This window comes from Nodularia chucula CCY0103, assembly GCF_963923915.1.
Classification (GTDB): Bacteria; Cyanobacteriota; Cyanobacteriia; order Cyanobacteriales; family Nostocaceae; genus Nodularia; species Nodularia chucula.
In genome coordinates, this window is the sequence record NZ_CAWUOL010000001.1 from 92,094 (window position 1) to 111,822 (window position 19,729).

A 19,729-nucleotide genomic window follows, 5' to 3' on the forward strand; every position below is an offset into this window, starting at 1 on the left:
TTGAGCAGTTTTTATCTTTCATTCTAGCGATAGGTAAACATAATCTATAATCTACCCAAGAGGTGATAAAAGTGTTTAACCTAACCTACGAATTTAAACTCAAACCGACTCGAAAACAATCGCATACTTTTGAGCAATGGCTTGAGATTAATCGTCGAGTCTATAACTATGCTTTGCGCGAACGTAAAGATTGGTATAAATCTCGTAGTTGTCAGGTTAATGCTTGTTCCCTCCGCTCTGAATACATCATTACTGCCGAGACTCCCCGTCCCACCTACTCTAGTCAATGCAAATCATTAACCGACGCGAAAAGGACTAATCCTGATCTCAAATCGGTACAATCTCAGGTCTTGCAACAAACGTTAAAACGACTTGAAACCGCATTCACAAGTATGTGGGAACAAAATCATGGATTTCCTAGATTTAAAAAATCTGGAAAGATGCGTAGTTTTGTCTTCCCGCAAATGAAGGGGGATAGATTAAGTGATGGGAGAATTAACCTACCTGTAATTGGTTGGGTTAAATTCCGCCAATCCCGTTCAATCCCAGATGGGGGAGTAATAAAACAAGCCCGTGTAGTCAAGCGTGTTTCTGGATGGTACGTAATGTTAACTATCCAGTGGGATGTTAGTCTACCCCAACCCATGCCACAGGGGGAAGCAGTAGGAATAGATGTCGGGCTAACAAATTTTATTGCCACTTCTCATGGTCTTTTAATCAAGCGTCCGAGGTTTTTTGTAGATGCCCAACGCAAGCTGAAATTGCTGCAACAGCGTGTCAAGAGAAAACGATTAGGCTCGAACAATTGGAAAAAAGCACAAAAGAAAGTTGCTTCATTGCATGAGTACGTTGCTAATTGTCGTAAAGATTGGCACAGAAAGCTGTCTCACCAAATTTGTGACAGCGCCGGGATGGTGTTTGTTGAGGATTTGAATTTAGTTGGCTTGTCCCGTGGAATGCTGGGTAAACATTGCCTGGATGCTGGGTTCGGTCAATTCTTTAATATTCTTGAACAAACTTGTTTTAAGCGTGATGTCTATTTTCAAAAAGTAGATGCACGGAAAACAAGCCAAATTTGTCCTAACTGCGGAATTGAGACAGGAAAGAAAGAACTTTCTCAACGTACTCATGTTTGCTCGAATTGCGGCTATACCACTGATAGAGATGTTGCAGCCGCTCAAGTAGTTCTAGTTAGTGGACTTGCAGCCGTAGGGCATACGGTCAAGATGCTTGCAGAGGGTAAATTCATTGGAATCCCTAAGAAGCAAGAATCCTCGTACCTTTAGGTCGAGGAGTATCAACCTTTCTGCATGATGATAACTGTAATGGTTTGGACATGGTATTTATTAAATGTGGGAAAATACTTGTATTAGGGAAATCTTAGTCTAGTTAAATGTGTTCAGAAGTTGACCGTACTCATGTTCGTTGTAATTGCTGCAAAACAACAAATAAAACTGTGGCAAACACTCAAGACCTTCTCATTCGAGGATGTAGCGGTTCCGTAGGGTATAGGGTCAAGATGCTGGTTGGAAACAAATTCCTCGGAATCCCCATTCCATTCCACAAGCATCTTCTGGCTGTTGAGCATGGGGAGTGTCAATCAGTCAATAGTGGACAGTTGTTAACTATTGACTATTAACCATTAACTATTGACGATTGTCCATAAACTATTGACTCAAAATTTATAACTCTTAATTACAGATGACCGAAGCAACAGCACCTCGTATCGAGATTGGCATCCAGGAAACACTACCAATGATTCATTATCTGGTGGCAATGCCTCAACCAGAAACACATCTGTTTGAGGTGACACTGAAGTTAATCAATCATTCATCGACAATTCTTGATTTGAAAATGCCTGTATGGACACCAGGTTCATACTTAGTGCGAGAATACGCTAAAAATTTACAATATTTTGCTGCTTTTGCTGAGGATAAGCCTCTGCCTTGGCGGAAAATCAGTAAAAACCACTGGCAGGTAAATACAACTGGTGTTTCAAATTTAACTGTGCGTTACCGAATGTTTGCCAATGAGCTATCGGTACGGACAAATCATTTGGATACTAGCCATGCCTATTTTAATGGTGCGGCACTATTTTTTAGACTCCCTGGTTGGGAAAATTTACCAATTCAGATTACCGTTGTACCACCACGGGCAGACTGGCGGGTAACTACTCCCCTACCATCTGTGGGTGAGCAAGAGTATACTTTTTCGGCTGCGGATTTTGATACTCTTGTGGATAGCCCTTTTGAAATTGGTAGCCACAAATCTTATTACTTTGAGGTTTTGGGAAAAACCCATGAATTGGCAATTTGGGGAGAGGGTAATTTACAATTACAACGGGTAATTGCTGATATCCAGAAAATTATCGCAGTTGAAGCGGAGATGTTTGGGGGTTTGCCCTACGAGCGATATCTTTTTCTGCTACATTTGTTTGCTCAAGCTTATGGAGGTTTGGAGCATAAGAACTGTTGCTCATTAATTTACCAGCGTTTTGGGTTTCGCTCTCAGGAGAAGTACGAACGCTTTTTGCAGTTGGTGGCACATGAATTTTTCCACTTGTGGAATGTGAAGCGGATTCGTCCTCAAGGTTTAGAGGTGTTTGATTACGAGCAGGAAAACTATACACCTTCTTTGTGGTTTTGTGAGGGAACTACTAGTTACTATGACTTATTGATTCCTTTGCGGGCTGGGATTTATGATGCTAGGTCTTATTTAAATCATTTGGGTAAGGAGATTACTAGATTTCTCACAACCCCAGGACGGAAGGTGCAATCGCTGGCTGAGTCAAGTTTTGATGCTTGGATTAAACTTTATCGTCCAGATGCTAATAGTAATAATTCCCAAATGTCCTATTATTTGAAGGGCGAGATGGTGTCTTTATTGCTAGATTTGCTGATTAGAGCGCGACATGGTAATCAGCGATCGCTCGATGATGTGATGCGGCAAATGTGGCGGAAATTTGGTCAACCAGAAATTGGCTACACCCCTGAAGAATTGCAAGAGGTGTGCGAATCAGTGGCGGGTGTAGATTTGACGGATTTCTTTGAGCGCTACATTAACAGCACTGATGAATTACCTTTTAATCACTACTTGCAACCTTTTGGTTTGCATTTGTTAGCGGAACGGGAAGAGGAGCCTTATTTAGGTATCAAGGTAAAAACTGAATATGGCCGAGAAGTAATTAAATTTGTGGAAGTCGGTTCACCTGCACAGGTAGCAGGTATTGATCCAGGTGATGAATTGTTGGCGATCGCCGGAATTAGGTTAACAGCTCATCAACTGAGCGATCGCCTCAAAGATTACCAACCAAACGATACTATTGAAGTCACGGTTTTCCACCAAGATGAATTACGGACTTATTCTGTCACCCTTAGTACACCACATCCTACCAAGTTTCAGATTGTCCCAGTGCATAATCCCGATCCTTCCCAGAAGGAGAATAGCGCAGGGTGGTTAGGCGTACCGATAGTCCATCTCCGTTGATAGGCAAATCCCTACACTGTATTGGCGCGGTGTAGGTTCTTCCAATAATTAGGCTTAGTTGAGGTTAGAACATAAAAAATCGCCCGCCACTTCAAAGAAGGGCTAAAGCTATTTTTGGGTCTTGATTGAGGTTTGCTGCTTATTCTGAGGGTGCAGTTTCCTCTAAAGGACGAATAATGGCGGGTGCTGGTGTCACTTCTGCTTGAAAGATTCCCTGTAATGCTTGTTCTAGGGTAGGAGCCATGACAATGCGGTTTTCAAAGGCGACGATGACCCGGACTAGGGTGGGTAGTCTGTTTTGGGTGGCTTCTAAATAAATTGGCTCGACGTACAATAAGGATTGTTCAATGGGGATAATTAAAAGATTACCTTGAACTGCTCTTGATCCCTGGCGATTCCAGAGGGAAATTTGTTGAGAAATTATCGGATCTTGGTTGATTCTGGCTTCTATTTGCTCTGGTCCGAAAACTAAGCGTTCTTTCGGAAAGACATAGAGTAATAATTTACCGTAATTTTCGCCGTCTGACCGTGCTGCTAACCAAGCGATTAAGTTGGAGCGTTGTCTAGGTGTGTAGGGTAATAGTAGGATAAATTCTTCTCTGCGAGGGGCGGCGTTAGCCAAGGGAACTGTAGGAAGACTGGTGATTAAATAGTAGGGGTCTACTGGACGGGCTTCACTACCATAGATTTCGTTGGGTATTTGCCATTGGTCTTCTCGGTTATAAAAAACCTGGGGGTCTGTCATCTGGTAGGTCATCAATCGCTCAGATTGAATTTTGAAGAAGTCCACAGGATAACGAATATGGGTCAGAAGGGTATCTGGGAGGTCGCTGAGGGGTTTAAAGGTGTTGGGAAATATTTTTGACCAGGTGTTAATAATGGGATCTGTGGTATCGGCAATGTAAAAGTTAACTGTGCCGTGGTAAGCGTCAATTACTACTTTGACTGAGTTGCGGATGTAGTTGATTTCTTCGCTGGTGGTGTCGGAGTAGGGATAGCGATCGCTGGTGGTATAAGCATCGACAATCCAGTATAAATAATTGCTATTATCCGGATCTGAACTGGCATCGGCGGCGACTAAATAGGGGTCACTATCAAATTTTAAAAAGGGTGCGATCGCCTGAATCCGTTCTTTAATATTCCGCCGAAATAATACCTTGGTATCTGGCAAAAAGTCCCGTGTAAATAACATCTGCCAATCTCGCAGATACATGGCAAATAATAATCTCCGCCAGCCTTGACCAATGGTAATACCCCCTAAACCATCGTAAATGTTATAAACATTATCACTACCACTGGGATAATCCAACTCTCTAACTCTTGTGCCAGTCATCACATAGGTATCAGCGATTTCACCAAAGTAAATGCGGGGTTGTCCAATGGGAACGCTGTCACGAATTGCTTCACTGGAAGTAGTGAGGGGGTTTTCGTCGTCACCAGCGATATCTTTAACAAAGTATTCTGGTAGTCCTCCTGGACCGACTGTGTTCACTGGACTCATGGTAAAACCGAAACCGTGAGTATAAATTAAATGGCGGTTTACCCAAGTTTGTGCTTGTTGGGGTACGGCAGTATAATCTAGTTCTCTAGCAGCAATTAGTACCTGTCGCCTTTCTGTGCTGTCATCTTGTTCTGGGTTATCTTCTAGTTCTGCTGCTCCGGTGGGTCTTTGTGCGGGTACTTCTCTTAATAGTCTGTAGCGGTCAATATCAGCATCGGGGAAGCGGTAGTAAAGGCGAATTTGTTGCAGTTGACGGTTAGTTTCTAACAGGGGTTGTTGATCCCAAAGGCGAATATTGCGAATTGTCAAATCATTTCTTTGGATATCTGCTTCTGTTAAATCGCCTGTGGGGTTGAAGGTTTGCACATCGATGTCATCTAAATCAAATGCTTGACGAGTTAAGGCGATGGTACGCTCAATATATGGTTGTTCTCGTTGCAATTCGTTGGGCTGAACTATTAAATACTGCACTACGTTAGGTATAACAAAATCAGCTGCTAAAACTACTAATAGATATAGCCCCAACCCATAAAATACATATTGGCGATATCGAGACTGGGATTTCCAAGCAAATGTCCGCCAGAGTAGATAACAAGCGACGACAAAGGCTAAAAAGCACAAGAGGGTATAGGCTGGTAAGACGACGGTGACATCGGTATAACTAGCACCGTAAGTTACCCCACGGGGGGAATAAACTAGCTCGTAACGACTTAGCCAATAACTGAAGGCGACGACTAGCATGAATAAGCCGCCCAAGCCGTATAAATGACGCTGTTGCTCGGAGGAAAAGCCGGGAAAAATCCCTTGACTGAGGCTATCGCCGGAGAGAAGATAGGTGAGGCTGACGGAGAGAAAAGCGTATAAAAATAATCCGATCAGCCAGAGTTCTAGGAGTTCCCAAAATGGCAGAGAAAATATATAAAAGCTAATATCTTGACCAAATAAAGGCTCTGTGGAGTTGAAGGATGTGGGGCGAAAATATTGGAGGACTCTAGCCCAGTTGTGTGATATTAACCAAGCAAACAGGATACTAAAAGCCAGGGCGATCGCATTTAAGAAAAAACCAGGATAAGTTATGATGGCGATCGCCACCCCTACAACCAAACCCACATACCAAACCTGGGAGAAAATCTCCACACTAATTATTTCCCAAATTCTCCCAGGTCTAAATAAAGGTGGAACAGGTGGAATATCCCGAAGAATGGGAGAATGCCAATAAGTAACAGCTACATGACCGTAGTGAAACAGCATTAATCCCACGAAGAGGCTAAATACTAAAGTGACAGGTAGCAGCCAGAGTAATCTTAACGGCTTAGTCCGAGATTTAGGGGTTTTTATTCCATCCCCTTGAGGATAGTTGGGACTAAGAAATTTTTCTAATACAGTGTTAAACCCTGCTTCCTCACGGCGGACTTCAGCAATTTTCAGCGACTGTGCATACTTTAGTTGTTTTGCTACAGAGAGATTTCCCCAGAGAAATGTAGCAGTGACAGCTGCTATCAGTATCCACAAACCACCCTTAGTTACAATTCGCAGCAGAAATACTTGCAAGTAGCCAACATTCTCAAACCAGAAAATTTCTGCTCCCAGACGAGACAGTAGGTCTAAGGTTAGCCAAAGTCCGACAAATATTATGAGTAATCTCAAGCACCATTTCCAGAACATGACATTTTGGGGGAGTGGGGAGTGTGGGAGGTGTGGGAGGTGTTATTTCGACTCCGCTCAGTAACCGGGGGTGTGGGAATTATTCAGCCGGGTCTATGCGATTGACAAATAAAGCCACAGGAATCATCGGGACAATGGGAATCAGACAAATTAGCCACTGCTCTAAATTCAATGGCGCAGTTTTAAACAAAGTATTCATCACACTCCACTGACTAAAGATAATTTGCAGAACAATTGTACCCAGGATGGCAAAAGCCATTGATTTACCATCATTAAGGTTAGCTTTCTGACCCTTAAGTGTCCGAAATAGGGTATTTCCTAAGTGGCTGATGCTCAATAAATAAACAATTCGACCGGCTACTAAGGCTTGAATTGCCATTGTTCGGGCTAAAGCTAGATTATTTGTGTCTTGATACACCCATTGAAACATTCCAAAAATCAGAATCCAGTTAAATATAGAAACCACAGCGATGCGCTGAAACAACTTACCGGAAAGTAATGGCTCCCGTGGGTTGCGGGGCTTACGCTTCATGACTCGCTCAGATTTTGGCTCAAAGGCTAAAGGTACGGTCATGGCTACTGAGTTGACCATATTTAACCACAGCACTTGCAGTGAGAGAATGGGTAAGGGTGCGGCGATTAAGGCACTAATCAGAATGGTCATGGATTCACCACCATTCACAGGTAGAATAAAGGCGATCGCTTTGCGTAAGTTTTGATAAACTGTGCGTCCTTCTTCCACTGCGGCTTCAATAGAAGCAAAATTATCATCGGTGAGCAACATATCAGAAGCCTCTCTAGCCACATCTGTACCTGCGCCACCCATTGCGATCCCAATATCAGCCTGTCTCAGCGCTGGTGCATCATTCACACCGTCCCCAGTCATAGCGACAATTTCCCCTTGAGATTGCAGTGCTTCCACTAAGCGCAATTTTTGTTCGGGAGCAACTCTCGCAAATACTACACCATGTTCGGCCGCTTGGGTAAGTTCAGCATCATTCATTGCAGTGAGGTTTTTACCTTCAAAAGCCACTACTTTGCCGTCTTTTTCTATCCCAATCCGTTCGGCGATCGCCCTAGCTGTGATAATGTGATCACCTGTAATCATCTTAACTTGAATCCCCGCAGATTTACAGGCACGCACAGCCGCAATTACTTCTGGTCTGGGGGGGTCAATCATCCCCTGTAGCCCTAAAAACATTAACCCCGCAGCAATATCTTCATGATCTACAGTATTTCGGTCATCTGGGACAACTTTTTTCCCCAAAGCCAAAACCCGCATTCCCTGACTAGCCAAAGCTTCTACCTGCTGTTCAATTAATTCCCGGCTAACTGGTTCTGCTTCCCCGTTAGCATTTAGCATTTCCTGAGAACGGCTCAAAATTGCCTCTACAGAACCTTTCACATAAATAGTTCTGATTCCATCCCCAGATTCCTGCAAAGATTCATGGCTATCATGCAACGTCGCCATATACTGAAACTGAGATTCAAAAGGAATACCATCAATGCGGGGAATTAACTTCGCCATCTCTGACTGATTCCACCCGGCTTTATTCGCCACTGTAATTAAAGCACCTTCAGTAGGATCACCCACTACAGCCCAAGTCCCATTCTTTTGTTCTAAATGAGAATCGGTGCAGAGTAAACCCGCCATCAAACAAGCTTTGAGAGTGGGAAAATTCCCTGATCCTAAATCAACAGACTGCTGCTCAAATAAAACTTCCCCTTCAGGATTATAACCAGTGCCACTAACAGTAAATGTCTGACCTCCGGCATAAATTCCCTGCACAGTCATCTGATTTTCTGTTAAAGTTCCCGTTTTATCAGAACAAATTACCGTTGCACCGCCTAAAGTTTCCACCGCCGGTAACTTACGAATAATGGCGTGACGGCGAGCCATGCGGTCTACCCCAATGGCCATTGTGACTGTCACCACCGCAGGTAAACCCTCCGGAATTGCACTCACAGCTAAAGCCACAGCCGATTCAAACATTGCTTCCCAATCTTGTCCTCGTCCTAAGCCCACAGCAAAGGTCATAGCTGCCAAGCCGAGAATTAGGTAGAGTAATTGATGACTAAACTTCTCAAACTTCCGAGTTAAAGGGGTACTGAGATTAGTTTGACGTTCTAGAGATTGGGATATCCGCCCCATTTCTGTAGCATTGGCGGTGGAAACCACAAACCCGCTTCCTTGTCCAAAAGTGACAAAACTCCCTGCATAAGCCATGTTCACCCGCTCTGCTAGGGGTGTATCTTTCTCTACAGGTGTGATGGCTTTTTCCACAGGTACAGATTCCCCTGTCAAGGCTGACTCATCTACCTGTAAATTGCGAGAATTAAATAACCGCAAATCAGCCGGAACCTTGTCACCAGAAGTCAAAAGCACAATATCCCCAGGGACTAATTCTTGGGAAGGAATGCGCGATTTCTGCCCGTTACGCAGGACTGTAGCTTCTGTACTCACCGCTTGGGCTAAGGCGGCGATCGCCCCTTCCGCTTTTGATTCCTGAACAAAGCCAATAATGGCATTAATTACAGTTACGCCCCAAATTACTCCGGCGTTAGTCCATGAACCTAATACCGCTTTGATTAACCCGGCTACCAGTAAAATGTAGAGTAAGGCTTGATTGAATTGCAATAAAAATCTCAACCAAGCAGGCTTTCCCGGTTTACCCTTGAGTTCATTCCTGCCAAATTCTTCTAGTCGCTTGTCAACTTCAGTAGACGTTAAACCAGTCTCTGGGTCACTATTGAGGGTGAGAGCAGCTTCTGCTGCTGGTAGTGCATGATATTGGTATGACTGTCGGCCACCCATTTCAGTTGCAGACATAAATTTTCCGAAGTACTAAAGTTTGCAAAATTTGGGAACTGTTGAATATTAAGCGATGCTCCCAACACTTCTGGGTTTACACATATCTTGCACCAGGCGACTGGAAGTCACGGCTACACAGGCGAAACCCCTTCGGGTTCGGGAGTTCGCAATCGACGGGAACCGCCAAGACTGCGACTCCCTCACCGCCTACGCGGGTTAAAAACCTTAATTTTATGTTAGTCCGCGCAGGCGGACTTTGTTTGTATAGCCGCGATTTCTAATCGCCAGGGCTAGGTGCAAGATGTGGGTTTAATAATTTATCAACAACTTTATTAGGGCATAGTTTTGTTTATATACTACTATTTTTGTGTTCCCGTTGCTTCTCCCCTAAGCTATAGCCTCTTTTTTCAGGGAAATCGGGCTTTTTGAGTGACTAGCTAGGTTAACAAAATTTAGATAGTGGAGAATGAGGATGGTGACTATCAGGAAATCGATCATCCTCTTTAGTACCATTTCTGTTATTTTTAATGTATAAGTTGTAACTATTAAATATGCTGAGTAGCGTTGATCGTTTATTATTTGTGCGGCGAGTGCCGATTTTTAAAGAATTGCGAGATGATTTTATTGTGCGACTGACTGCGGTGATGCACGAACTCAAGTTTCCGGCTAATCATACTATTTTTCGTCAGGGAGAAGAAGGGCGATCGCTTTATATTGTTGTTTCAGGTAAAGTTAAAGTCCACCTGGGAAATAAACAGATTGCAGAGGTAGAACAGGGAAAATACTTTGGTGAAATGGCCGTATTTGATATTCAACCTCGTTCGGCTTCTGTCACCACTTTAGAACCCTCAGAATTTTTGGAATTAACCCAAGAGCAGTTGTATGATGCCATTGAAGAAACTCCGGAAATTGCAGTAAATATCATTCGTGAGTTGTCCCGTCTGGTGCGGAGATTAAACGATGATATGAATGTTAAAACTTCCGGGAATCCTTAAGACTGGGGATTGGGGACTGAGGATTGGGTATTAGGTATTAGGTATTAGGTATTTAACAATCTTTCCCCCTCCCACACCTCCCACACTTCCCACACTTCCCACACTCCCTACTCCCTACTCCCCACACCTCCCACAAACCTGAGACATTGCTTGATAAACTGCTTGGGAATCTCTATACTTTCTCCCCAGTGTGTATGAATATAAGAAGCGTAAATATTTTGGGGGAAAGCCCATCCTTCAGTTCCCATATTTTCTGCACAATCATAGCGATAGGTTTCAAATAAGGGTTGGTGAGGACTTACACTTAAAGAAGAGCGATGAAATTCATGTCCGTAAATGTTCGTACCTGCTGATACTAAAAAATTATCTTGTAAAGTGACAGCGCGACGATAGCCTAAAGTTAAACGTCCACCCATGACCGCAGATGTGGGTAATACTCCCGCCATTGGCCAAGATTGACCTTCAAAGTCCACAATTTGCTCACATAGATACATTAAGCCGCCACATTCAGCTATTGTGGGCATTCCTGCTAAAATTGCCGTTTTTACTGTTTGCAGGGTATTCCTGTTGGCTGCAAGTGCCGATGCAAAGACTTCTGGGAACCCACCACCAAAATACATTCCTTGTACATTCTCTGGTAGTTCCCCATCTGCTAAGGGACTCCAAAAGACTAATTCTGCACCTAAGTTTTGCAGTAAGTCGAGATTATCTTGATAGTAAAAATTAAAGGCGCGATCGCGTGCAACAGCAATTTTTATGGGGGAGTGGGGAGTAGGGAGTGGGGAGTGGGGAGTGGGGAGTGGGGAGTGGGGGGATTTTAACAGGGGGAATAATTTTGACCAGTCAAAGCAGGTATCCCCTAAATCAGCTAAACGATTAATTACACCATCCAATTCGGGAATTTCTCCGGTGGGGACTAAACCCAAGTGACGATCAGGTATGGTGATGTTATCCTGGCGACGTAATACGCCGAGAATGGGTAATTGTAATGCTTGTAGAGAATCTTGGAGTAGGGATAAATGGCGATCGCTACCCACCCGATTTAAGACCACCCCAGCAATATTAATTCTAGAATCAAAAGAGCAATAACCGTGGGCGATCGCCGCCACAGAACCAGACAAACGACTGCAATCAATCACCAACAGCACAGGTAAATCTAACAACCTAGCCACGTGTGCTGTACTAGCAAAATCAGTATTAATTAAACAATCTTCCTGACTTACAACTCCCTTCACCCCATCAAATAACCCCATCACCCCTTCCACCAGGGAATATTCACACCCTTGGCTATGAGCAGCGAAACATCTTTGAACATAAGCCTCAGAAGTCAGCACCGCATCTAAATTGCGACAAGCACGACCAGTCACATAGCTGTGAAACATCGGGTCAATATAATCCGGCCCCACCTTAAAAGATTGTACCGCCGAACCACGACGACATAAAGATGCTAAAAGGGTGAGCGTAACCGTTGTTTTGCCCACCCCACTACGTTCTCCAGCAATCACTAAAGCCATAGACTGGGGTTGTTGTCCAGGTAATTAATCACTCTAATTATCCCATTCCCCATTACCCCTTGAAAAGTCAAGACCGTAATCATCTCAACCGTAATCCGTAAAAACTTAGGACTCGCCACTGAGAAAAAACAACCAAATCAAAAATGATAATACAAGCTTATCCCTCTTAAATAGGACTTACGCAAGAACTCTCTGAAACCCTCTTAACTTAGTGTCCTTAGTGTCCTTTGTGGTTTGTTTCTTCTTAATTTTGCGTAAGTCCTGTTAAATTACGCATTACGAATTACGAATTAACTACCTAACTTCAGAGTCTTAGCAATCACCGCCAAACTTTCCTCAAACAGTGACTCCCGACCCCAACGCTGTACCTGCTGACTCAGCAAAGCCTCAGCCTTTTGTTCCGAAAGTGAACCCACCTGTTGAAACAAACCAGCTGCTTGTGCGCCACCGTGGGTTTCCATTCGCATACAACCGCCAGTTTCCGAACAAATTACCGTTCCACAATCTGCTTCCAGATTCGTTGAACTCAAGCGCAAAGCAATTACATCACCCAGAATTTCACCCACATCAGCCACTGGAACACCAGCTAACTCAGCTTCCACTTGTCTTTGGTCCTGGGAAACAAAGCGAATTTGAGTGATTTCATAATCACCCGTCTCCTTTTTATAAGCAACTGGCGACCATTCCAATCGACTAGCCAGCCAACCTAAAAACAGCAAAGCTTGGGCGGGATTACCCTTTTCATAGTCAATCGTCACCCGGTCAATTTCTTTGAGTGCAGCGCGACGATTAGGAGAGTCATAAGCTTGAGCCGTCAACTCTTGCCATGCAGACAAACGTCGCCAGTTCAAATCAGCCAAAGGAATATTACACTTGACCAACTCTTGCAGACTCAGTAAATCAGTTTCTGGCTCATTAAAGTCGCAAGAATCAACAATCACATTATTGCAGATTCCCGCCAGGCGCTTGAACAAATGATTTTGAGGATCTGGTGTCGCCTTCCACCAAAGAAACTTCGGCAAACCACCAATTAATAAAGCCGGAATCATACCTCCCACCCGTTCCAAAGCAGCAGCAGTTCCACTCAAAGTAATATATTCACAGCAAATCAGCGTACTTGAAGATTGCTTTTGAATTGGGCAGTAAGCAGAAACTTGAGCCTTTACCCCCTCATCTTCCCCAGAAATAGGAAACAAAGCAATAATCCGGCAAGGATTCCGCAAAGCAATTTCATCCGCAATTGTGGGACTAGTGGGATTGAAATTATAACTAACACTTTCTCCAGTTGCCCCATTTCCCTGACGTTTAGCGAACTCTTCCCTCAATACAGCCAGGGTTTCAGGTGTAGCTGTGCCAGTTTCCGGTAATCCGTGTTTAACCTGTACTTGCCGTAAAGCTGCCACCATTTGTGGCCCTAAAATGCCATCAATCGGACCTTCATAAAACCCCAAAGCAGCCAACAGATACTGAGTTTCTTCTGGTTCGTAAACCACCAAAGTAAATGTTGTCGCCCTAGTAGCAGCAGGAAGTCCACCATCCTCACCCGTAATACCGTAACCTTGCCAGATTTGATTCAATTCGGTTTCTATTTCACTAACCGAAATATCCTTGGGAGCCTGAAGTGAAAAAATTGTAGGAGCTTGGGAAATCATAGTATTTTAGTCATTATTCATTGGTAATCTAGTCATTAGTCATTAATCATTAGACCCCTTGCATAAATAATCATCAACGTTTATTGACGGATAATTATTACCCTTCCAGAGTTTCGCCAAAAGTCTATTATTCATGAATAACAACTAATGACTAATTTCTATAGTCTGCGCCAGTTACGACCATCTTGGTTCATCAACAATTCCGCCTCTGCTGGTTCCCAAGTACCCGCTTCATAGCGAGGAATAGTAGCAGGATCTGATGGCGCATCCCAAACAGAAAGCGCTGGAGTTACTACCTGCCAAGCAGCTTCCACCTCATCCGCCCGTGTAAACAAAGTTTGGTCGCCCATCATACAATCAAGAAATAGGCGGTCATAGGCATCAGAAGTTGCTTGAATACCAAAGGAACCATAACTAAAGTCCATATCCACAGAACGAGTGCGGAACTCTGCCCCTGGCATTTTCACATCAAAACGCAAAGAAATTCCTTCATTCGGCTGAATCCGCATTGCTAAAATGTTGGCATTTCGCTGTTGAGAAGCAGATTGAAACATCCGAGAAGGAACATCGCGGAAATGAATGGAAATTTCACTAACTTTTTTCGGCATCCGCTTACCTGTCCGGAGGTAGAAAGGAACACCCTGCCAGCGCCAGTTGTCAACCATAAACTTCATGGCTACATAGGTTGGTGTCCCGGAATTGGGGTCAACTCCCGGTTCGTCGTGATAGCCAGGCACTTGTTTGCCCTTCATCCAGCCACCACTATATTGACCGCGCACTGCTGAACGTGACAGGTTGGGAACATCAGCTAAACGAGTAGCTTGTAAAACTTTAACTTTTTCTGTACGAATACTATCAGCATCCATCGAGTTGGGTGCTTCCATTGCCGTCAGACAGTACAGTTGCATGAGGTGATTTTGCAACATATCCCTGAGTGCGCCGGCTTTTTCATAGTAACCAGCCCGGTCTTCTACCCCTACGGTTTCTGCTACAGTAATTTGTACATGGTCAACAAATTGACGATTCCACAACGGCTCAAATATGGCATTGGCGAAGCGGAACACTAGCAAATTCTGAACGGTTTCTTTACCTAAGTAGTGGTCAATCCGGTAGACTTGATTTTCTTGGCAATATTTTTGCACCACTTTGTTAAGGCTTTGAGCTGATGCTAAGTCTCGGCCAAAGGGTTTTTCAATTACCAGACGATGTTTGTCGGGGTCGTCTAGCATTCCGCCTCCCCCTAGTTGCTTGATAGCTTCCGGGAAGAAGTTAGGAGCCACCGAAAGGTAGAACATCCGGTTTCCCCGTGTGTTCCGTTTTTCGTCTAATTCGCTTAACAGGGTTTTCAGCTTTTGGTAGCTTTCCGGGTTGTCTATGTCCCCAGGACAGTAGAACAAACCTTGAGAAAAGTCTTGCCAAAGTTCCCCTAAAGGGACGCTAGCATGAGCTTCTTTCATCCCCTTTTCCATTTGCTCACGGAAGTAGTCGTGGCTCCACTCACGACGTGCTACGCCAACAATTGTCGTTTCTGCGGGAATGCGTCCTTCACGACGCAATTTGTACAATGCTGGCACTAATTTACGCCAGGTAAGGTCGCCAGAAGCGCCAAAGATGACTATAATTTGGGGTTCGGGCATCCCTTGTTGTTGCAGTCCAACGCGCAAGGGATTTTCTAGCAAACTAACCATAGAAGTTTTCAGTGGGGTGTTGAGTGGTGTGTAAATCAGACAGAGAGTTGTACCCTTCGGCTACGCTCAGGGTAAACTTTTAGGGTCTACACTGGCGACAATAACTTAACTTTGTTCTCTAAAGAGTTCATCAAGGACTGGTAGGGTTGGATGAATTTGTCAATCCCTTCCACTAATAGTTCCTCCATAACAACGTTAAGATCAATGTTAATGTCTGGTTCTTTCAGGCTTTCCATGAGGTGGTAAGCTTCTGCAACTCCTGTTTCTAGACGATTGGCTACATGGCAATGGTCAGCACAGGCGGCAATTGTTGCGGGTGGTAAGGTGTTAACGGTATCGGGGCCAATCAATTCGTCAACATACATCACATCGCTGTATGTTGGGTCTTTGGTACTGGTACTTGCCCAGAGTAACCGTTGTACTTGCGCTCCTTTAGCGGCTAAGGCTTGCCATCTTTCGCTGTGAATGATTTTTTTGTATTCCTGGTATGCAATTTTGGCGTTGGCGATCGCCACCTTCCCCTTGACAGCTCGCAGTTTTGCTTCATGGGAGATATCATCAATACCACGCTTCAATTTATCCTCAATTTTGCCATCAACATTACTATCAATCCGACTGAGAAAGAAGCTAGCCACAGCAGCAATTTTGCTAATGTCTTCACCTCTTTCTGCCCTTGTTTCTAAGCCACGCATATAAGCCTCTGCCGTGTTGATATAACTATCGACGGAAAACAGCAGCGTTGTATTAATATTGATACCTTCTGATATTGCCTGTTCTACTGCTGGTAAACCAGCAACTGTACCAGGAATTTTCACCATCACATTTTCCCGCCCAATTTCGTGAAAATAGCGTCGGGCTTCGGCTATTGATGCTTCAGTATCATGGGCAATGGTTGGTGGTACTTCTATACTCACATAACCATCCAGTCTATTAGAGGCTTCATATACCGGGCGCAGAAGATCACAAGCATTGCGAATATCTGCAAAAATGAGGGATTCGTAAATTTTATATGTGGGTAATTCAGCACGAATACCAGTTGCGATATCGGCATCATACATCGCATTATTGGCGTTGACGCTTTGCGTCTTATCGCCAGATATCGCCTTTTCAAAGATGGTTGGATTAGAGGTAATCCCAGATATACCCTGATTTTCTACCAAGTCTTTCAGTTCACCTGATTTAATAACTTCACGATTCAAGTTATCCATCCAGATGCTTTGGCCATGTTGTTTAATTTCTAGTAAATGATTAGTTGCCATAGCTCTAATTGCACTCCTGTTAATGATGTTTCTAAGTGAAAAAACGCAAAACAGATGACATCTTTATGCTTACTTTGAATTGTGACGTTGACCATCACTTATGACATCAACCAACTGAGGTAATTTTTAATTCATCACCAGAGCTATTCTGCATCCCAAATCCTAGATATTATTCAATCACACAGCCAAAATAACTTCTTATTACTGGCAGAGTTTCAACCTATCTCATACAGCACTGTGTAAATAAACGAGACATTACAAGTCAATGAAACGCTTATGGTGTCGGAATCACGTTCGCGTAGCGTGCCGGAGGCTCTATTACGAATTACGAATTACGAATTACGAATTTTGCCCTGCGGTTAGTGTCCGTTTTGAATAAAAGACTCCACCTTCGCAACATCTTCCTTACTACCAATAATTAAAGGTGTGCGTTGATGCAGTTTCTTAGGTACTACATCCAAGATATCTACTAATCCTGTAGTAGCACGACCACCGGCTTCTTGAATTAACATCGCCAAGGGAGCAGATTCATAAAGCAAGCGCAATTTACCTTCTGGGTTTTGAATTGTGCCGGGATAGAGAAATACGCCGCCTTGCACTAAAATTCGATGGATATCACTCACCATCGCGCCACTATAACGAGCCGTATAACCTTCAGTCCGATGGACATAGCGGATATATTCCCGCATAGATTCTTCCCACTGCCAAAAATTCCCTTCATTAACGCTGTAAACAGAACCGTGGTTAGGAATTTTGATATTTTCTTCCGAAAGGATAAATTCCCCTAAGCTGGGATCAAGAGTAAAGGAATGAACGCCATTTCCCATAGTATAAACCAGCATTGTGCTAGGGCCATACAGTATGTATCCGGCGGCGATTTGCTTACGTCCGTTAGTCAAAAGGTCAGTGGCTTTATGATCAAGATCATCGCCTTGTTGTTGACGAATAGAGAAAATAGAACCCAAACCCAAATTAGTATCGGTGTTTGATGAGCCATCAATTGGGTCATACAATAAGGTATAGCGACCAACGGGGCAGTTTTCTGGGATGTAGTAGGGTTCTTCCATTTCCTCAGATGCGAGGCGACAGACTAAGCCACTTTGCTTAAATACTGAGATGAATACATCATTGGCATAGACATCCATCTTTTTGACGGATTCGCCTTGGACATTCACATCTCCAGAAAATCCCAGAACACCTTCCATTAAACCAGCCCGGCTGAGGCGACGAGCAACTAGTTTACCAGCTAGAGCGATCCGATTCATCAGCGCACTCAAATCTTGTGCATCTGGGGAAAAATTTTTAAATTGTTGGAGTACGTGACGTGATAACGTTGTACAATCACGATCTAAGCTTTTATTTGTGTCATCATTCATAGACAAATCTAAAGATTCTGGCGCTTGAGTCATTTTGTTACTCCCTAGCTGGTGGGTCAGGTTTATCAGTGGCAATTTTTAGTTGCTGTCTCTATCTTAGAAAGGTATTTTGATAACTTAAATATGATTTTAGATAAACTAAAGAATTGAAATTTTGCAGATGTATAGCAGATAACAAAGAAAAACCATTAATTATCATAAAAATACCCGACTAGCTGGAAAAATTACTGCTTGTTCACAACTAGCCGGGTCTATTTTGCTGTTTTCTAGTAACTTGAAACCTAAAAACCTAATTTAGGAACTAGAAAATAATCTGGATGAGCAGAAACAAACTTGATGAATAATGTTGTTTTCAGTCCAAATCCCCGCCCGACTATCTTAGCGTCGGTTATCCTCCCTTGGTTTGGCTTTATTGACTCTCAGTTGACGACCCATCCATTCAGCACCATCTAACTCACTGATAGCAGCATCTTCTTGGGCATCTTCATTCATTTCCACAAATGCAAAGCCACGCATCCGCCCTGTTTCGCGGTCAGTAGGCAATACTACTCTTTTGACTTCGCCGTAATCTGCAAATACAGAGCGTAAGTCATCTTCAGTAGCTTGGTAAGAGAGGTTTCCAACGTAAATAGTCATTATGGGTCACGTAATTTTCAACAAAAAGCGATTAGTTCAGATGAAGAAATAACACAGCGATGTGATGCTGGCTGTCTTCTTCACCTCAAGACACCAAGGGCTGAACTGTAGAGCCACTAGGCGACATTGGGTTTTTATACAGGTTGATTACCCCTCCTGTTGCAGTAATTTTAACTTGAACCTCCCATGACTAAAAATCATGGGATTCTTGCTGCAATGATCTCTGCCAGAATTTCTTCAGGTCTGACCAGTTCTCCAGAGGCATTTTTGCAGTCTCCATCTCACCAACGGAGACCTTAAACAAGTACCTAAAAAGTTAAGTATGTTTAACTTCTATACCTTAAAGATTTTACCAATTAGAGGAACGATACCAAAGTATCTATTACCTAGTAGAACCTTTATCTTGAGTTTTCGTGGTTCAGTTGAGCTTGATTTTCGCTATATGCTAATTTTAACTGAATAGGGTCATGTTTAACTCATTAATGGAAGTCACGAGGGTGCGACTTGGATAAATCAAAGCTCCCTTGAGGGTGCATCTAGTTTACCCTGTGATCAGCAAGCTAAATCCTTGTTTTTCGAATACCTGATAGGCAACTAATTTGCTGTCTCTCAAAGGTTTTTGGTATATTCTTTATAACTGATTGTGACATTTTTAAAAGTATGAGATTTGACAATCTTTCATAAAATGAAATTAAAGGTTTTTATATGTTTTCTGGTATACATTTTTTATTTTAGTCACTCAATTCACTTGACTGCAAAAGTATTTTTAAGCCAGGGCAATATATCAATTCCCAGTAAAGCCTGGGGGGATAGCTACATTTACCTCGGTGGTTCACCGGAGACATTAACTATATGCAGTTTACCCCATCAAGGCTTAATGAACTATTAAAACTGTTCTCTGAAACTTAATCAATGGAAATTTGCTGAGGCCCGTTAGCTTTGCCGTTATGGGAGTGATTACTGGGGGTAATATAACCAGTGGAGTTGATTTGTTTATCTAGCCAGCTTTTTACGGGATCATCGTTAAGGTTTAGTCGCAGCACACCTGAAAAGAATCCCCCCATAAATGAAACTGGGTGCTTGGTCAATTGTTGAAATATTGGTGATAATTCATCAATGAACATATTTGAGAGCCTCTTGTTATT

The 19,729-nt window shown here is 43.3% G+C and carries 12 protein-coding genes; 3 read left to right on the top strand and 9 right to left on the bottom strand.

The window, feature by feature from the left end; all coding sequences use genetic code 11:
* Positions 1-71 precede the first annotated feature (71 nt).
* Together ACM0OP_RS00395 and ACM0OP_RS00400 are read left to right on the top strand one after the other, a co-directional pair.
* Positions 72-1,286 carry an RNA-guided endonuclease InsQ/TnpB family protein gene (locus ACM0OP_RS00395; protein WP_414526404.1) on the top strand — a complete coding sequence of 405 codons (1,215 nt, stop codon included), beginning with the start codon at positions 72-74 and terminating at the stop codon, positions 1,284-1,286.
* 415 nt (positions 1,287-1,701) lie between these two features.
* Positions 1,702-3,486 (top strand): M61 family metallopeptidase, encoded by a 1,785-nt coding sequence (locus ACM0OP_RS00400; protein ID WP_414526405.1) that lies wholly within the window; start codon positions 1,702-1,704, stop codon positions 3,484-3,486.
* 139 nt (positions 3,487-3,625) lie between these two features.
* Here the strand turns inward: ACM0OP_RS00400 and ACM0OP_RS00405 are convergent, their stop codons facing one another.
* Positions 3,626-6,652 carry a UPF0182 family protein gene (locus ACM0OP_RS00405; RefSeq protein ID WP_414526406.1) on the bottom strand — a complete coding sequence of 1,009 codons (3,027 nt, stop codon included), beginning with the start codon at positions 6,650-6,652 and terminating at the stop codon, positions 3,626-3,628.
* Between the two features lie 79 nt (positions 6,653-6,731).
* Positions 6,732-9,482, bottom strand: coding sequence for a cation-transporting P-type ATPase (locus ACM0OP_RS00410; protein ID WP_414526407.1), 2,751 nt, complete (start codon positions 9,480-9,482; stop codon positions 6,732-6,734).
* Between the two features lie 533 nt (positions 9,483-10,015).
* Here ACM0OP_RS00410 and ACM0OP_RS00415 point away from each other — a divergent pair.
* Positions 10,016-10,459, top strand: a complete 444-nt coding sequence (locus ACM0OP_RS00415) for a cyclic nucleotide-binding domain-containing protein (protein WP_414526408.1) — start codon at positions 10,016-10,018, stop codon at positions 10,457-10,459.
* 107 nt (positions 10,460-10,566) lie between these two features.
* Here the strand turns inward: ACM0OP_RS00415 and ACM0OP_RS00420 are convergent, their stop codons facing one another.
* The 7 genes from ACM0OP_RS00420 to ACM0OP_RS00450 all read right to left on the bottom strand — a co-directional run bounded on the left by ACM0OP_RS00420 (position 10,567) and on the right by ACM0OP_RS00450 (position 19,708).
* Positions 10,567-11,973, bottom strand: coding sequence for a cobyrinate a,c-diamide synthase (locus tag ACM0OP_RS00420; RefSeq protein WP_414526409.1), 1,407 nt, complete (start codon positions 11,971-11,973; stop codon positions 10,567-10,569).
* A 290-nt stretch (positions 11,974-12,263) separates the two neighbouring features.
* Positions 12,264-13,625 carry a glucose-6-phosphate dehydrogenase assembly protein OpcA gene (gene opcA / locus ACM0OP_RS00425; protein WP_414526410.1) on the bottom strand — a complete coding sequence of 454 codons (1,362 nt, stop codon included), beginning with the start codon at positions 13,623-13,625 and terminating at the stop codon, positions 12,264-12,266.
* Positions 13,626-13,783: 158 nt separating this feature from the next.
* Positions 13,784-15,313, bottom strand: coding sequence for a glucose-6-phosphate dehydrogenase (gene zwf, locus ACM0OP_RS00430; RefSeq protein ID WP_414526411.1), 1,530 nt, complete (start codon positions 15,311-15,313; stop codon positions 13,784-13,786).
* Between the two features lie 86 nt (positions 15,314-15,399).
* Positions 15,400-16,572, bottom strand: coding sequence for a transaldolase (gene tal, locus ACM0OP_RS00435; RefSeq protein ID WP_414526412.1), 1,173 nt, complete (start codon positions 16,570-16,572; stop codon positions 15,400-15,402).
* Between the two features lie 359 nt (positions 16,573-16,931).
* Positions 16,932-17,981 carry a class 1 fructose-bisphosphatase gene (fbp, locus tag ACM0OP_RS00440; protein WP_414526413.1) on the bottom strand — a complete coding sequence of 350 codons (1,050 nt, stop codon included), beginning with the start codon at positions 17,979-17,981 and terminating at the stop codon, positions 16,932-16,934.
* Between the two features lie 345 nt (positions 17,982-18,326).
* Complete coding sequence (locus ACM0OP_RS00445) at positions 18,327-18,584, bottom strand: RNA recognition motif domain-containing protein (RefSeq protein WP_414526414.1); 258 nt, start codon at positions 18,582-18,584, stop codon at positions 18,327-18,329.
* A gap of 905 nt (positions 18,585-19,489) precedes the next feature.
* Positions 19,490-19,708, bottom strand: a complete 219-nt coding sequence (locus ACM0OP_RS00450; protein ID WP_414526415.1) for a hypothetical protein — start codon at positions 19,706-19,708, stop codon at positions 19,490-19,492.
* Positions 19,709-19,729: the final 21 nt, after the last annotated feature.

Excerpts from the sequence above, each read along its gene's own strand:
- ACM0OP_RS00400 (WP_414526405.1), top strand. The coding sequence starts at position 1,702 with ATGACCGAAGCAACAGCACCTCGTATCGAGATTGGCATCCAGGAAACA.
- ACM0OP_RS00405 (WP_414526406.1), bottom strand. The coding sequence starts at position 6,652 with ATGTTCTGGAAATGGTGCTTGAGATTACTCATAATATTTGTCGGACTT.
- ACM0OP_RS00410 (WP_414526407.1), bottom strand. The coding sequence starts at position 9,482 with ATGTCTGCAACTGAAATGGGTGGCCGACAGTCATACCAATATCATGCA.
- ACM0OP_RS00415 (WP_414526408.1), top strand. The coding sequence starts at position 10,016 with ATGCTGAGTAGCGTTGATCGTTTATTATTTGTGCGGCGAGTGCCGATT.
- ACM0OP_RS00420 (WP_414526409.1), bottom strand. The coding sequence starts at position 11,973 with ATGGCTTTAGTGATTGCTGGAGAACGTAGTGGGGTGGGCAAAACAACG.
- opcA (WP_414526410.1), bottom strand. The coding sequence starts at position 13,625 with ATGATTTCCCAAGCTCCTACAATTTTTTCACTTCAGGCTCCCAAGGAT.
- zwf (WP_414526411.1), bottom strand. The coding sequence starts at position 15,313 with ATGGTTAGTTTGCTAGAAAATCCCTTGCGCGTTGGACTGCAACAACAA.
- tal (WP_414526412.1), bottom strand. The coding sequence starts at position 16,572 with ATGGCAACTAATCATTTACTAGAAATTAAACAACATGGCCAAAGCATC.
- fbp (WP_414526413.1), bottom strand. The coding sequence starts at position 17,981 with ATGACTCAAGCGCCAGAATCTTTAGATTTGTCTATGAATGATGACACA.
- ACM0OP_RS00445 (WP_414526414.1), bottom strand. The coding sequence starts at position 18,584 with ATGACTATTTACGTTGGAAACCTCTCTTACCAAGCTACTGAAGATGAC.
- ACM0OP_RS00450 (WP_414526415.1), bottom strand. The coding sequence starts at position 19,708 with ATGTTCATTGATGAATTATCACCAATATTTCAACAATTGACCAAGCAC.